The organism is Pseudomonas sp. PDM26 (assembly GCF_019219185.1).
GTDB lineage: Bacteria > Pseudomonadota > Gammaproteobacteria > Pseudomonadales > Pseudomonadaceae > Aquipseudomonas.
Window position 1 is genome coordinate 117,141 of the sequence record NZ_JAHUWC010000011.1, and the last position, 15,573, is coordinate 132,713.

Sequence of the window (15,573 nt, forward strand, 5' to 3'; positions counted from 1 at the left end):
GTGAGGCTTACGGTGACTGAACTGACGTCTTCGCTGGCAAGCCAGCTCCTACAGTCGACCGAGTTCCCCTGTGGGAGCGGGCTTGCTCGCGAATGGGCCGACTCAGTGTCATTGCCCATCCACAAGCCTTTAAGCCATCAAACGTTCTGGCGTTCGCCCTTCGGATCGAAGAACACCGAAGGAACGATTTCCGCCTCGATCACGCTGCCGTCGGCCAGCGGTGCGAACACGCGCTCGCCCATGCGGTTCAGGCCACCCTTGACCACGCCCATGGCGAACGAATAGCCCAGGGAGTTGTGCAGGTAACTGGAGGTCACGTGACCCACCATGGTCATCGGGATCGCCTGCTTGGTGTTGAACACCAGTTGCGCGCCTTCCGGCAGCCATTTGTTCGGATCGATCGGCTTGAGGCCAACCAGTTGCTTGCGCTGATCACGCACGCAGTCTTCACGGTTCATGCCGCGCCAGCCGATCCACGAGAACGGTTTGGTGCGACCGACACACCAGCCCATGTTCAGGTCGTCCGGGGTCATCGAGCTGTCAGTGTCCTGACCGACGATGATGAAGCCCTTCTCGGCCCGCAGCACGTGCATGGTTTCAGTGCCGTACGGCGTCAGGTTGTACTTCTTGCCGGCGTCGACGATTTTTTCCAGCACGCCCATCGCGTAGTCGGCCTGCACGTTGACTTCGTACGACAGCTCACCGGTAAACGAAATCCGGAATACCCGCGCCGGTACACCACCGACCAGACCTTCTTTCCAGGTCATGAACGGGAAGGCTTCGTTGCTCAGGTCGATGTCGGTGACTTCGCTGAGCAGCTTGCGGCTGTTCGGCCCGGACAAGGTCATGGTTGCCCAGTGGTCGGTAACGGAGGTGAAGTACACCTTCATGTCCGGCCATTCGGTCTGGTGGTACAGCTCCAGCCACTGCAGTACACGAGCTGCGCCGCCAGTGGTGGTGGTCATGACGAAATGGTTGTCGGCCAGGCAAGCCGTCACGCCGTCGTCGAACACCATGCCGTCTTCTTTGCACATCAGGCCGTAACGGGCCTTGCCCACATCGAGCTTGGTCCAGGCGTTGGTGTAGACGCGGTTGAGGAACTCGCGCGTATCCGGGCCCTGGATGTCGATCTTGCCCAGGGTCGAAGCATCGAGCAGGCCGACGCTGTCGCGCACGGCTTTGCACTCACGCTTCACTGCCGCGTGCAGGTCTTCACCGGATTTCGGGAAGTACCACGGACGTTTCCACTGGCCGACGTCTTCGAACTCGGCGCCGTTTTTCAGGTGCCATTGATGCAGTGCGGTGTAGCGCACCGGCTCGAAGATGTGCCCACAGTGACGACCGGCCACGGCGCCAAAGGTCACCGGCGTGTAGTTCGGACGGAACATGGTGGTGCCCATCTGCGGGATGGTCACGTTCAGCGAGCGGGCAGCGATGGCCAGGCCGTTGACGTTGCCGAGCTTGCCCTGATCGGTACCGAAGCCCAGCGCGGTGTAGCGCTTGACGTGCTCGACCGACTCAAAGCCTTCACGGGTCGCCAGCTCGATGGCGGCGGCGGTGACGTCGTTTTGCAGGTCGACGAATTGCTTCGGCGCCCGTGCGGTGTTCTTTTCATGCGGCACCTGGAACAGCGCCAGGGTCGGCTCTTCGAGACGGCTCAGGGCTTTGGGCAGTACGCCTTCGACAGTCTGGAACCCGGCTTCAGCGGCGGCGCGGGCGCCACCTTCAAAACCGTCGGCCAGAGAATCGCCAAGGCCGTAGACGCCGTTGATGCCACCGACACACACGCGTTTCTGCGGCGCTTCACCCGGTACGAAACCGAGGATGTCTTCGCGCCAGATCGGCTTGCCACCCAGGTGCGAAGCCAGGTGAACCACCGGGCTGTAACCACCGGAGCTGGCTACCACGTCGCAGTCGAGCCATTCGCCTGGGCTGGTCACGGTGTGGGCTTTGACATCGATGGCGGCCACACGGGCAGCGGTCACGCGCTTGCTGCCACGGGCCTCGATCACGGCGCTGCCGGTGAGAATGCGGATACCTTTGGCACGTGCTTCTTCCACCAGCGCACCACGCGGGTTGCTGCGGGCATCGGCGATGGCCACCACTTGCAGGCTGGCATCGAGCCAATCCAGGGCAACGCGGTAGGCATGGTCGTTGTTGGTCGACAGCACCAGTTTCTTGCCCGGTGCCACGCCGTAACGGCGCACGTAGGTCGAGATGGCGCCGGCGAGCATGTTGCCTGGCACGTCGTTGTTGCCGTAGACCAGTGGACGCTCGTGAGCGCCGGTCGCCAGCACTACGCGCTTGGCACGGACCCGGTGAATGCGCTGACGCACCTGGCCAATCGGTGCGCGGTCGCCGAGGTGATCGGTGAGGCGCTCGTGAATGGTCAGGAAGTTATGGTCGTGGTAGCCATTGACGGTGGCGCGCGGCAACAGCAGCACGTCCGGGGTGTTCTTCAGTTCGTCGATGACGCTGGCGACCCACTCGGTCGCAGGCTTGCCGTCGAGGCTTTCGCGGGAATCGAGCAGGCTGCCGCCGAACTCTTCCTGCTCATCGGCGAGGATCACGCGGGCACCGCTGCGCGCAGCCGCCAGGGCAGCCGCCAGACCGGCAGGGCCGGCACCGACGATCAGCACGTCGCAGTGCTGGTTCATGTAGTCGTAGGTGTCCGGATCGTTCTCGGTCGGCGAGCGACCCAGGCCGGCGGCCTTGCGGATGTACTTCTCGTAAGTCATCCAGAACGATTGCGGGTACATGAAGGTTTTGTAGTAGAAGCCCGGTGGCATCAGCTTGCCGCCGACCTTGCCGAGAATCCCCATCATGTCGTTGTTCACGCTCGGCCAGCCGTTGGTGCTGGTGGCGACCAGGCCCTGATACAGCGCCTGTTGCGTGGCGCGCACGTTCGGGATCTGCGTGGCTTCGGTGGCGCCTATCTGCAGCACGGCGTTCGGCTCTTCAGCGCCCGCGGCGAAGATGCCACGCGGACGGGAATACTTGAAGCTGCGACCGATGATGTCGACGCCGTTGGCCAGCAGTGCAGCGGCCAGGGAATCGCCTTCGAAGCCTTTGTAGTTCTGGCCGTTGAAGGTGAAGGTCAAGACTTTGTTGCGGTCGATCCGTCCGCCGTTGGACAGGCGATTGATCTGGCTCATACCTTCTCTCCCAGAGCCGTGCTGGCCGCTTTCGGGCTATCGGTCTTGTCGGTGAATTGTGGCTTGGTGCCGATCTTGTAGGTTTCGAGAATCTCGTAGGTCACGGTGTCGCGGGTGACGTTGAAGTACTGGCGGCAACCGGCGACGTGATCCCACAGCTCGTGATGCAGACCGCGCGGGTTATCGCGGAAGAACATGTAGTCGCCCCACTCCTCGTCGGTGCAGGTGTTCGGATCCAGTGGACGCGGGATGTGCGCCTGGCCGGATGCATGGAATTCCTCTTCGGAGCGCAGTTCGCCACAGTGAGGACAGAAGATATGCAACATAGGGATTTCTCCTGTTAGTGGGCGACTGCTGCAGCGCCGTGTTCGTCGATCAACGCACCGTTGTGGAAACGGTCGATGGAGAAAGGTGCAGCCAATGGGTGCATTTCACCCTTGGCCAGGCTGGCGGCAAATACGTTGCCCGAGCCAGGTGTTGCCTTGAAGCCACCGGTACCCCAACCGCAGTTGAAGAACATGTTGGGTACCGGTGTTTTCGAAATGATCGGGCACGCATCCGGCGTGGTGTCGACGATGCCGCCCCACTGACGGTTCATGCGCACGCGGGACAACACCGGGAACATCTCGACGATGGCCTGGACGGTGTGTTCGATCACTGGGTACGAACCACGCTGGCCGTAGCCGTTGTAGCCGTCGATACCGGCGCCGATCACCAGGTCGCCCTTGTCGGACTGGCTGATGTAGCCGTGCACGGCGTTGGACATGATCACGCTGTCGATAATCGGCTTGATCGGCTCGGACACCAGCGCTTGCAGCGGGTGCGATTCGATCGGCAGACGGAAACCGGCAAGTTTAGCCATGTGCCCGGAGTTACCCGCAGTGACCACACCGACGCGTTTGGCGCCGATGAAGCCCTTGTTGGTTTCAACACCGATGCACACGCCGTTTTCCTTACGGAAACCGATCACTTCGGTCTGCTGGATCAGGTCCACGCCCAAGGCGTCAGCGGCACGGGCAAAACCCCACGCCACGGCATCGTGACGGGCCACGCCGCCGCGACGCTGGACGGTTGCGCCCATCACTGGGTAGCGAGTGTTCTTGGAGCAGTCGAGGTACGGAATCTCGTCGGCAACCTGTTTGGCATCGAGCAGTTCACCGTCCACGCCATTGAGGCGGTTGGCGCTGACCCGACGCTCGGAATCACGAATGTCCTGCAGGGTGTGGCACAGGTTGTAGACGCCACGCTGGGAGAACATCACGTTGTAGTTCAGGTCCTGGGACAGGCCCTCCCACAGTTTCATCGCGTGTTCGTACAGGTGCGCCGACTCGTCCCACAGGTAGTTGGAGCGCACGATGGTGGTGTTGCGCGCGGTGTTACCACCGCCCAGCCAGCCCTTCTCGACCACGGCCACGTTGGTGATGCCGTGTTCCTTGGCCAGGTAGTAGGCGGTCGCCAGACCATGCCCGCCACCGCCGACGATGACCACGTCGTAGACCTTTTTAGGGGTCGGCGTGCGCCACATTTTCTGCCAGTTTTCATGATGGCTGAGAGAGTGTTTGAAGAGGCCGAAGCCCGAGTAGCGTTGCATAGTCATTTACTCCAAAACCGCACTCAGCGATAAACCGGGAAGTCCGCGCACAGGGCCGCCACTTGCTGCGCAACATTCGCTTCGACATCGGCATCGCCGAGGTTGTCGAGGATGTCGCAGATCCAGCCGGCCAGCGTGACGCACTGGGCAACCTTGAAGCCGCGCGTGGTCACCGCCGGGGTGCCGATACGCAGGCCGGAGGTCACGAACGGCGACTGTGGATCGTTCGGGACAGCGTTCTTATTCACGGTGATATGGGCGCGACCCAGTGCTGCATCCGCCTCTTTGCCGGTGAGGCCCTGACGGATCAGGCTGACCAGGAACAGGTGGTTATCGGTGCCGCCGGACACTACATCGTAGCCGCGTTTGATAAATACGCCGGCCATCGCCTGGGCGTTGTCGATCACTTGTTGCTGGTAAACCTTGAAGCCAGGCTCCAGCGCTTCCTTGAAGCACACTGCCTTGCCGGCGATCACGTGCATCAGCGGGCCGCCCTGGGCACCCGGGAAAACTGCCGCGTTGAGCTTCTTCTCGATTTCTTCGTTGGACTTGGCCAGGATCAGGCCGCCACGTGGACCGCGCAGGGTCTTGTGGGTAGTGGTGGTGACCACATCGGCGTAAGGCAGCGGGTTCGGGTACAGACCGGCAGCGACCAGACCGGCGACGTGAGCCATGTCGACGAACAGCAGTGCACCGACCTTGTCGGCGATCTGGCGGAAGCGCGGGAAGTCGAGGGTCTTGGAGTAGGCCGAGAAGCCGGCAACGATCATCTTCGGCTTGCACTCGACGGCCAGGCGCTCGACTTCGTCGTAATCGATCAGACCGGTCTTGGTGTCGATGCCGTACTGCACGGCGTTGTACAGTTTGCCCGAGGACGACACTTTGGCGCCGTGGGTCAGGTGACCGCCGTGGGCCAGGCTCATGCCGAGGATGGTGTCGCCGGCTTGCAGCAGGGCCAGGTACACGGCGCTGTTGGCCGAGGAACCGGAGTGCGGCTGGACGTTGGCGTAATCGGCGCCGAACAGCTGCTTGGCGCGCTCGATGGCCAGCGCCTCAACTTTGTCGACGTGTTCGCAGCCACCGTAGTAGCGCTTGCCCGGATATCCTTCGGCGTATTTGTTGGTCAGGCCGCTGCCTTGCGCTTCCATCACGCGCTTGCTGGTGTAGTTCTCCGACGCGATCAGCTCGATGTGATCTTCCTGACGTTGCTCCTCGGCATTCATCGCCGCCAGCAGTGCATCGTCGTAACCCTGGATCTGGTCTTGCTTGCTGAACATCGCGTCTCTCCCAGCGGCGGCGGTGCGCCATTCGTCTCGGTGAGGCACTGGCTTTTCGGCAGTGCCCTTTGGTAGCGATGGTATGACTGGCTTGGAGTCGTCAAATGCCTACGGGCGCCACGCAAAGGTGCGTTTACGACATGGGATCTCGCGCGGAGTCATGCATACCTCCTACGGGGGTTATGCGAGAACCTGTCGCACAGCGAGTAACAGCAGGAAATGCACGGGATACAGCGCATACGCCCAACGTCGCATGGGCGGTGGTTTTACGCCCTCGGCATGTCGCAACAAGAACAGCCCGAGCCATGGCGCAATCAGACAAGTGGCGACTGCCGCCATCGCCACGTGATTGCCCAATCGAACAGAGTAATACAGCACCTGCCATTGATTGGCCGCCAGGCACACCAGCCCCGGCAATAGTGAGAAATACCAAGGCCGCTGCAGTACCAGCAGCATCGCCAGCGGCAACAGAACGCCATAGAAACCGAACATCAAGCGCTGGGAGAAAAACACTGCCAGCAGTACCGCGCCGACCGCAAGCAGTCGCGATGCAAGCGCCGGTTGCTGCCATCCACGAACCACCAGCAAGCCCAGGGCAAGGGTGGGCAGCACATTCAAGGTGTCGGGATCAGGAATGAACATTCGGTAAGGAATTTCACTCACCGCGCTAAACAGTAGCAACCACCCCAGATAGCGCCACTGGCCACCGGTCGTCGCAGTCCGCACACGCGCCAGATTGGCCGCCATCGCCAGGCAGAACCACGCAAACGCCAGACGTCCCGGCACATACAGCAAATCGGCGGAATAACCGACATATCGCAGGTGATCGAGCACCATGCTCAAAAGCGCCAGCCACTTGAGCAGATCCAGTGCCCCGTCGCGCTGCTTTAAGTGCATGGCCTTGTGCATGTTCTTGTGCATGTTCTTGTGCATAGTCACGTGCATAATTGCCCTTCGACCGTGTATTTTCCCAACAGCGACATCCTGTGCGCTGCACCTGACGATCTTGGGTACAGTGCGCCCCCTCATTGACCACGGGACGCTTCACCATAGGCATCTCGACCACGGAAGCAGGCCATGACCGACAAGAGCCAACAATTCGCCAGCGACAACTATTCCGGTATCTGCCCTGAAGCCTGGGCGGCCATGGAACTGGCCAACCACGGCCACCAGCGCGCATACGGCGACGACGAGTGGACCGCCCGCGCGTCCGACGATTTCCGCAAACTGTTTGCAACCGACTGCGAAGTGTTTTTCGCCTTCAACGGCACCGCCGCCAACTCGCTGGCGCTGTCGTCGCTGTGCCAGAGTTACCACAGCGTGATCTGCTCGGAAACCGCCCACGTCGAAACCGACGAATGCGGCGCCCCGGAATTCTTCTCCAACGGCTCCAAACTGCTGATCGCCCGCACCGAAAACGGCAAATTGACCCCGGATTCGATCCGCGAGGTCGCGCTCAAGCGCCAGGATATCCACTACCCGAAACCCCGCGTCGTGACCCTGACCCAGGCCACCGAAGTCGGCAGCGTCTACACCCCGGATGAAATCCGCGCCATCAGCACCACCTGCAAAGAGCTGGGCCTGAATCTGCACATGGACGGTGCGCGCTTCTCCAACGCCTGCGCCTTCCTCGGCTGTACCCCGGCCGACCTGACCTGGAAGGCCGGCGTCGACGTGTTGTGCTTCGGCGGTACGAAAAACGGCATGGCGGTGGGCGAGGCGATTCTGTTCTTCAACCACAAACTCGCCGAAGACTTCGATTACCGCTGCAAACAGGCCGGGCAGCTGGCGTCGAAAATGCGCTTCCTGTCGGCGCCGTGGGTCGGCATCCTGGAAAACGACGCTTGGCTCAAATACGCCAACCACGCCAACCACTGCGCGCAATTGCTGGCCGAACTGGTCAGCGACATTCCCGGCGTGGAGCTGATGTTCCCGGTGCAGGCCAACGGCGTGTTCCTGCAACTGTCGGAACCGGCCATCGCCGCGCTGACCGCCAAGGGCTGGCGCTTCTACACCTTCATCGGCAACGGCGGCGCACGCTTCATGTGCTCGTGGGACACCGAGCAAGAGCGCGTGCGGGAATTGGCGAAGGACATTCGTGAAGTGATGTCTCACTAAAACTTTGGTTAACCCAGCCCCCTGTAGGAGCGAGCCTGCTCGCGATGAGGCCCGATCATTCACCAGATCTGTTGGATGAAAGACCGCTATCGTCGGAACGCCGCCCGGAGCAGGCTCACTCCTACAAAAGCCATCCGTATCCCCTGACAGTCCGCACCTGAAGACATCGTCTACATTGTTTGTCGAGCCGATCCGCTCACATAACAACAATCAGGAGCGTCAGCATGTCATTGCAAGGCAAAACCCTGTTCATCACCGGTGCCAGCCGCGGCATCGGCCGCGAGATTGCGCTGCGGGCCGCACACGATGGGGCCAACATTGTGATCGCCGCAAAAAGTGCCGAACCCCACCCCAAGCTACCGGGCACGATCTTCAGTGTGGCCCGGGAAGTGGAAGCCGCTGGCGGGAAAGCCTTGGCTCTGCAGGTGGATGTGCGTGAGGAAGACGCCGTACGCGAAGCACTGGCCCGAGCCAACGAACATTTCGGCAGCATCGATGCGCTGATCAATAACGCCGGGGCGATCAAATTGACCGGGGTCCAGCACCTCGAACTCAAGCGCTTCGACCTGATGCACCAGATCAACACCCGCGCCGTGCTGCTGTGCAGCCAGGCCGCCCTGCCCTATTTGAAGAAGTCCCGCGGCCACATCCTCAACCTGTCCCCGCCCCTGAACCTGGCCACCAAGTGGTTTGCCCAGTACAGCCCGTACACCGTGACCAAATACGGCATGAGCATGCTGACCTTGGGCATGAGTGAGGAATTCAGGAATTACGGCATCAGCGTCAACTCGCTGTGGCCACAGACGATGATCGCCACCGCTGCCATCGAGTTTCAGTTGGGGTCGAGGGAGTCATTCAAGCATGCGCGCGTGCCTGCGATCATGGCCGATGCGGCGCATGTCATTTTGAGCAGCGCGAATCGCAGCCTGACCGGGCGCTTGTTGATTGATGAGGAGATTCTGCGGGAAAGCGGTGTGACGGAGTTCGAACACTATCGCTTTGCACCGGACAGCAGCGACACACTAATGCCTGACCTATTCGTCGACTGAGATATCCACAACCTCTGTAGGAGCTGTCGAGTGAAACGAGGCTGCGATCTTTTGACTTTGATTTTTTAAAGATCAAGATCAAAAGATCGCAGCCTTCGGCAGCTCCTACAGGGCGAGGATCGGCGTTTATTAGAACTCGATGCGCACGTCACCCTTCGGCACACTGCAGCACGACAGGATATACCCTTCGGCTTCGTCTTCCTCGGTGATCCCGCCGTTGTGTTCCATTTCCACTTCGCCGCCCAGCTTCAACACCTTGCAGGTGCCGCAGATGCCCATGCCGCACGCTTTCGGGATCATCAGGCCGACCTTGGCCGCCGCCGCATGCACGGTCTCGCCCGGGGCCACGCGAATGCTCTTGCCGGATGCGATGAATTCCACCTGGTGCAGATCCGCCTCGTCCACTTCCGCTGCCTCGGCCGCTTGTTCAGCGTGTTCCACGGCGTCGGCGCGGGCCTCTGGCGGAGTCGCGCCGAAGGACTCTTCGTGGTAGCGCGACATGTCGAAGCCAGCGCCTTCCAGCAAGCGCTTGACCGCGGTCATATACGGTGTCGGGCCGCAGCAGAACACTTCGCGCTCAAGGAAATCCGGCGCCATCAATTCAAGCATTCTGTGGTTCAGGTAACCGCGATAACCGGCCCAGGGCTCACCCATGCCATGTTTCTCACAGATCAGGTGCAGGCTGAAGTTCTCGATCCGCGACGCCATGTGTTCCAGCTCGCGGTGATAAATGATGTCTTTGGGTGAGCGGGCGCTGTGGATAAACGTCATGTCGACGTTGCCGTTGGTGTCGTAGAACCAGCGCGCCATGGACATGCACGGCGTGATGCCGACGCCGCCGCTGAGGTAGAGTACTTTCGGCGCAGGGAAGTCCATGGCATTGAACAGTCCGACCGGCCCGTGCACCGCCAGCTCCTGGCCTTCATGCAGAGTGTCGTGCAGCCAGTTGGACACCTTGCCCCCCGGCACACGCTTGATAGTCACCGAAAAGCTGTACGGCACCGACGGCGAACTGGAAATGGTGTAGGAGCGCATGATCTGTACGCCGTCAATTTCCAGCTCCAGGGTGACGAACTGCCCGGGCTTGAAAAAGAACAGGATTGGCTGGTCGGCCATAAAGCAGAAGGTGCGCACATCCCAGGTTTCCTGGATGACTTTGACGCAACGGACAATGTGTCGGCCATTGGCCCAGGTCTGGGTGGTTACCGGGTTCAGGAAGCTGTTGGACATGCTGATCTCCACGGCCGACTGTCGGCCTTCATGTTGGGGATTCTGCGTATAGCGCGAACCTCCCATTTACCTATCTGCGACATTCACATACTTATCGCGACCAGCCCCCAATTACCGGGGGTTGCGCGTCGGGAACAGATTGGGCCATGTCGCCCATGGATAAGGTTCCGGGCAGCGCCGGCCCCACACTCGCCTCAACAGATAACTGCTGTTTTTTGTCTTGCGTCGCACAACCGTAGCCACTATTCGCCGGCCACACAGAATGGCCTTGAGGATTAAATGATGGACGTCACCACTACCCTGAGCCTGGGCGATCCGCTGGAACCCGCACGCAAGGCCACCGCACAGATGCTGCAAGAGCGCGAGCGCACTTTCTCGCTGCCGCAGCCGTTTTACTCTGACGAGCGGCTGTTTGATATCGATATGCAGGAAATCTTCCAGAAAGAGTGGTTGATCGCCGGCATGACCTGCGAAATCCCTACCAAGGGCAACTACCTGACCCTGCAGATCGGCAAGAACCCGATCATCGTGATTCGTGGCGCCGAGGGCGTGGTGCACGCGTTCCATAACGTCTGCCGCCACCGTGGCTCACGCCTGTGCACCAGCGAAAAAGGCAAGGTCGCCAAACTGGTCTGCCACTACCACCAGTGGACCTACGAACTCGATGGCCGCCTGTTGTTCGCCGGCACTGAAATGGGCGCCGACTTCGACATGAAGCAGTACGGCCTCAAGCCGGTGAACGTGAAGACCGCCGGCGGCTACATCTTCATCAGCCTGTCGGAAAACCCGCCGGCCATCGATGACTTCCTGTCGACGCTGAACCATTACATGGAACCGTACGACATGGAGAACACCAAGGTGGCGATCCAGACCACCTTGTTCGAAAAAGCCAACTGGAAACTGGTGCTGGAAAACAACCGCGAGTGCTACCACTGCAACGCGTCGCACCCGGAACTGTTGAAAACCCTGCTGGAATGGGACGACGTCACCGACCCGCGCGCGGATCAGGCCTTCAAGGACCACGTCGCTGCTTCGGCCGCTGCCTGGGAAGCCGAGAAGATCCCTTACGCCCACGCCAGTTTCGGCCTGCGTAACCGTATCGTGCGCATGCCGCTGCTCAAGGGCACCGTGTCGATGACGATCGACGGCAAGCAAGGCTGCAAAAAACTCATGGGCCGGATCCAGAACCCGGATCTGGGCTCGATGCGCATCCTGCACCTGCCGCACTCGTGGAACCACTGCATGGGCGACCACATCATCGTGTTCACCGTGTGGCCGATCAGCGCCCAGGAAACCATGGTCACCACCAAGTGGATCGTGCACAAGGACGCGGTCGAAGGCGTGGACTACGACGTGGAGCGCATGCGCCAGGTCTGGGACGCCACCAACGACCAGGACCGTCGCCTGGCCGAAGAGAACCAGCGCGGCATCAACTCCACCGCGTACCAGCCTGGCCCGTACTCCAAGACCTATGAGTTCGGCGTGGTGAACTTCGTGGACTGGTACAGCGAGCGGTTGCTGAACAACCTTGGGGCCGAGCCTGCGCCGTACCTCAAAGGGGTTCCGGTACAAGGCTAAAAGCAAGGCTCGCTCCCACACTGGATCTATGTGCACTGAAGATCCCTTGTGGGAGCGAGCCTGCTCGCGATGGCGCCCTCAGCATCAACAAACTCCTCTCGGTAATTCCTCTCTTCATTAGAACTGTACGAAATATGACCTATCTCGTTCAGGCCTATGCCCGCCGCACCTCCCAGCCTTCCGCAAACAAGTTATCCACATCTCCACCCACAGCTATTGGGGACAACTGTGGAAAGACTGCAAAATCTCTTTAAAAAAACCAAAGAAAAACCGTGACTTATCCAGAAGCATGCTTCCACGATCGGACTGATCATTTTTTGATCACCAACCTGAAAGGCACGGAATACAAGGCTTCCAGAGGATGGCAAACACCTTATCCACAGAAGCGCCAACAGACTTTGGGGTTAACTTCGAAGACGCTGTGGAAAACCGCTATGACCCGCAAGAAACCGGTGTTTTCGTAGAATTCTCCGGCTCACAACCATCAATTGATCATTTTTTGATCGCAACCATGAAAGCCGCTGTTTATAAGGCCTACAGCCGATAGCAAACATCTTATCCACAGAAGCGCCAACAGAGATTGGGGGCAAGTCTGCATCCCCAGCAGCACTTATCCCCTTGAAAAAGCTTGGAAAAACTACGAGCAAGGCTGGTTGCTTTTTGAGCAACGGCTTGCAGGGCTTTATTTATATGGGGTGTAGCGAGGGGCGAACATGTTGTCCACAGAACCACCAACAGGGATTGTGGGTAAACACCGAAGTTGTTCAAACTTTATTGAGGCATGAGCGACCTGAATCCAGGTCCAGGTTCAATTCAAAGTCTTTGAAGGCGCGCCATCCGAGCAATATCGACGGGACATATTGCCCGCCGATCAGCGAAGGCGGGATGGTAAAGCCCGGGTAGTATTTGTAGGTGACCGCCATTGTATTGCCTTGCAGGGCCAATACGCCGTCGAAGCGTTGGAAGCGCTTGTTGTCGTTGGCGGTAACGCTCGAGCGTCCCGGTGTCAGCGCTTGCGCAACACTGAGCTGCCTGCCGGGCGACGAGGCCGTCAGGTAGTCGACATTTCCGGTATCGATGATGGCCTGCGTTGCCCGGCGATCCAGCTGTGCGGCCACCACCAGCCGTTGATTGAGATCCAGGCGGCTGACGACAATCGACGCATCACAGCGTGTGGCCGGCGGTGGATTCAGCTCCAGTGTTCTGCTGGTGATCTTCAAGCGCCCCAGCTTGGTGATCAGATCCAGCCCCAACAGATTGTCCCGGTCGCTGACAAAGACCAGGACGTTCCTGAACTCGCGGGTGCCGACTTTCAGCGACCCGAGAATTCCCAGCCTCGCGGCCAAGCCCTTTTCGCCATAAAACGTGCTGTAGCGATAAAAAGCATCGGGCAGCAACCTGATGCCCATCTGTTTCGCCGTGTCGATGTTGACCCGGGTTTGCGGTGCGCCCGTGTCCAGCACAAAACGCGCCGAGACCCCATTGGCCGCGCCGACCTCGATAAATGGCAGCACTTGTTCAGCGATGTAAAAGTCGTTGGCATACGGGTGGAGCGGTAGCACCTCATGCCGCGTCGAACCCTTGACCGTGAAATCGCCGGTCGCCGCCAGGACAGCCAGTGATTTGCTGCCAAACGTGGAAAACAGGGGCTTCAGATCGGCGCTGGCGGCAATCGCCCGGGCATGCCTGGCTTTTATCGCCAGGTAGTATTCGGGGAGTTGGTTGGCGGCCTTGGCTTCGAGCAATCTGGCGAAGACCGTCACCGAACAGCTGAGGTGTCTATCGGCATCCAACACCTTGTCGCACTGTTGCCGCAGTTGCGCCAGGGACGCGTTGCGCCCCTGTTCGGAGTCTATCCAGCGATAAAAATCCTGGTCAGCCTCAGCCGGTGCCACGGGCGCGTTTGTCTGGGCGGCAGAGATCAAGCCTGTGGATAACCACATGGCCGATGCAAAGAGCGCCAGAAGAGCGATAGTCTTCATATTCAGGCCAATCATAAAAACCGGGTTTTATGAGTCAGCGCTGAATGTCTGAAAGCTCCCGAAAGCGTGCCGCACCTTTGATCAGCGCTTAGAAAACTGTAGCTCACCGCCCTCGTCGGCGTGGGACGAGAGCGAGCGTTCGTGGCGCTGTGGATAACCGTCGTCGGTCGACCCCTCGAGCAAGCTCAAGGCCTGTGCATTAGATAGGCGTCACCGGTGACGCGGATCATGGGATGAGGGGTGACCTGGCAGGTCTTGATGATCCCGAAACCGTGCCGTTCGTAAAAACGCCGGGCGCCAGTGTTGGCGGCGTAATCGATCAGGCTCAGGCCATTGAGCCCCAGCTGGTCGGCGCGTTCTTGAGCATGGGCGAGAAACTGCACGCCCAACCCCCGGTTGCGCCAGCCTTCATGCAGGGCCAGGCTGGAGATGTACAGGGTATCGGGTACCTCCATGTCGGCGTAAGGCGCCAGTACCGGGTCGGTCGTCGGCACCGCCAGTGGATCGTGGCGCATCACGTAGCTGTGCATCATGCCAATGACCTGACCACCGGCCTCGGCAATCAGGCAGTTCTGGTAGGAGAAATCCACGTCGTCCCGGGCGTATCGAATGGCACCTACATCCAGCAAGTCCTGACCGGGCTCGGCTAACTGGCTCCAGATGTAATCCGAAGCGCCCTCTGAGGAAATCTGGAACAGACGCGCAATCGCACGCGCGTCTGCACGCACTGCCGAACGAAATTCAACTGCCATTGTTTTTTCTCTGCCAGATTTATCCAGTCCACATGTAAGAGCTGCCGCAGGCTGCTTCTGCAAAAAACGCTAGCGGACCACGCCTTCTTCAATCAACAACTTGAGTATCGCCTCAGCCCCAGCTTGCGCCGTAACGCCTTTGAGCACTTGTCCGCCACCGCCACTGGCTTTCGCGGTTGCGGCTTTCATACGATCGGCGCCGCTCTTGGCCTTGATTACTTTCAGGCGCTTGGGCCGTGGCTTGGCTGGTTGCAGGCTGGCGACCGCAAGCAATTGATCATCGATGACTTCAACTTCCTGCGCTTGCAGCACGCCGCGTCGGGCCGGGCCGTAAGCGCTCTGGCGAGGCTTGGGCGCGGCGTTATCCACCGTTGCCAGAAACGGCAGGCGCACCTTCAGCCGCCGACGTTGACCGCGCGGCAAGGCCTGCAGCACCAGCGCCGAACCGCCGTCGATGGACTCGACCTGAGCCAGCCCCACCACCAGCGGCCAACCCAGGCTTTCGGCGAGCAGGAAGGGCAACATGCCCGAGCCTTCGCCGGTTTCCGCCTGACTGCCGGTCAACACCACCTGAGCACCTGCATCGCGCAGATACTCGGTCAGCGCCGGTAGCGCATCGGCGCCTTGCGGTTGCTCCAACACATGCAGTTGCTCCAGCCCCATGCCCAGGTAAGCGCGCAATGCAGGCTCGGCGATGTCGCCGGCATGCAGCACTTGCAGGTTATCCCCAGCCAGTTGCAGGCCCAGCTCTACCGCCCGCGCATCCTGTTCCGCGCGACGTGGCCGACCGGACGTCGGGTGGGCGCCGATGGACACCAGGCTGATGATTTTCGTGCTCATA

Annotated in this window: 13 protein-coding genes; 4 read left to right on the forward strand and 9 right to left on the reverse strand. The window is 60.2% G+C overall.

Features of this window, described 5'->3' with window-relative positions; genetic code table 11:
* Positions 1-137: 137 nt before the first annotated feature.
* From KW849_RS21255 to KW849_RS21275, 5 genes are all read right to left on the reverse strand, one after another.
* Positions 138-3,155, reverse strand: coding sequence for a sarcosine oxidase subunit alpha (locus tag KW849_RS21255; protein WP_218431134.1), 3,018 nt, complete (start codon positions 3,153-3,155; stop codon positions 138-140).
* The gene (locus KW849_RS21260; protein WP_046039383.1) at positions 3,152-3,481 is read right to left on the reverse strand and encodes a sarcosine oxidase subunit delta; all 330 of its coding nucleotides are present in this window, start codon (positions 3,479-3,481) and stop codon (positions 3,152-3,154) included. Before KW849_RS21260 ends, KW849_RS21255 begins: the two co-directional genes overlap by 4 nt.
* Before the next feature lie 14 nt (positions 3,482-3,495).
* Positions 3,496-4,746: a sarcosine oxidase subunit beta gene (locus tag KW849_RS21265; protein ID WP_038981138.1), complete on the reverse strand. Its 1,251-nt coding sequence runs from the start codon at positions 4,744-4,746 to the stop codon at positions 3,496-3,498.
* 23 nt (positions 4,747-4,769) lie between these two features.
* Positions 4,770-6,023, reverse strand: coding sequence for a serine hydroxymethyltransferase (gene glyA / locus KW849_RS21270; RefSeq protein WP_218431135.1), 1,254 nt, complete (start codon positions 6,021-6,023; stop codon positions 4,770-4,772).
* A gap of 180 nt (positions 6,024-6,203) precedes the next feature.
* On the reverse strand, positions 6,204-6,968 hold the full coding sequence (locus KW849_RS21275; protein WP_256357314.1) for a TraX family protein: 765 nt from the start codon (positions 6,966-6,968) through the stop codon (positions 6,204-6,206).
* A 132-nt stretch (positions 6,969-7,100) separates the two neighbouring features.
* Between KW849_RS21275 and KW849_RS21280 the strand changes: the two genes are divergently transcribed.
* Positions 7,101-8,141 carry a low specificity L-threonine aldolase gene (locus tag KW849_RS21280; protein WP_218431136.1) on the forward strand — a complete coding sequence of 347 codons (1,041 nt, stop codon included), beginning with the start codon at positions 7,101-7,103 and terminating at the stop codon, positions 8,139-8,141.
* 224 nt (positions 8,142-8,365) lie between these two features.
* The gene (locus tag KW849_RS21285) at positions 8,366-9,190 is read left to right on the forward strand and encodes an NAD(P)-dependent oxidoreductase (RefSeq protein WP_218431137.1); all 825 of its coding nucleotides are present in this window, start codon (positions 8,366-8,368) and stop codon (positions 9,188-9,190) included.
* Between the two features lie 129 nt (positions 9,191-9,319).
* On the opposite strand, the gene gbcB is transcribed toward KW849_RS21285, so the two are convergent.
* Positions 9,320-10,420 carry a glycine-betaine demethylase subunit GbcB gene (gene gbcB / locus KW849_RS21290; protein ID WP_218431138.1) on the reverse strand — a complete coding sequence of 367 codons (1,101 nt, stop codon included), beginning with the start codon at positions 10,418-10,420 and terminating at the stop codon, positions 9,320-9,322.
* Positions 10,421-10,702: 282 nt separating this feature from the next.
* On the opposite strand from gbcB, the gene gbcA reads away from it, so the two are divergent.
* Both gbcA and KW849_RS21300 read left to right on the forward strand, forming a co-directional pair.
* Positions 10,703-11,998, forward strand: coding sequence for a glycine-betaine demethylase subunit GbcA (gene gbcA / locus KW849_RS21295; RefSeq protein ID WP_218431139.1), 1,296 nt, complete (start codon positions 10,703-10,705; stop codon positions 11,996-11,998).
* Positions 11,999-12,359: 361 nt separating this feature from the next.
* The gene (locus tag KW849_RS21300) at positions 12,360-12,545 is read left to right on the forward strand and encodes a hypothetical protein (RefSeq protein ID WP_218431140.1); all 186 of its coding nucleotides are present in this window, start codon (positions 12,360-12,362) and stop codon (positions 12,543-12,545) included.
* Positions 12,546-12,762: 217 nt separating this feature from the next.
* Here KW849_RS21300 and KW849_RS21305 read toward each other — a convergent pair whose 3' ends face one another.
* The 3 genes from KW849_RS21305 to KW849_RS21315 all read right to left on the reverse strand — a co-directional run bounded on the left by KW849_RS21305 (position 12,763) and on the right by KW849_RS21315 (position 15,572).
* Entirely contained in the window at positions 12,763-13,995 is a 1,233-nt protein-coding gene (locus tag KW849_RS21305) for a retropepsin-like aspartic protease (RefSeq protein ID WP_371319167.1), read from the reverse strand.
* 170 nt (positions 13,996-14,165) lie between these two features.
* The gene (locus KW849_RS21310; RefSeq protein WP_218431141.1) at positions 14,166-14,732 is read right to left on the reverse strand and encodes a GNAT family N-acetyltransferase; all 567 of its coding nucleotides are present in this window, start codon (positions 14,730-14,732) and stop codon (positions 14,166-14,168) included.
* A gap of 69 nt (positions 14,733-14,801) precedes the next feature.
* The gene (locus KW849_RS21315; protein ID WP_108216968.1) at positions 14,802-15,572 is read right to left on the reverse strand and encodes an electron transfer flavoprotein subunit beta; all 771 of its coding nucleotides are present in this window, start codon (positions 15,570-15,572) and stop codon (positions 14,802-14,804) included.
* Position 15,573: the final 1 nt, after the last annotated feature.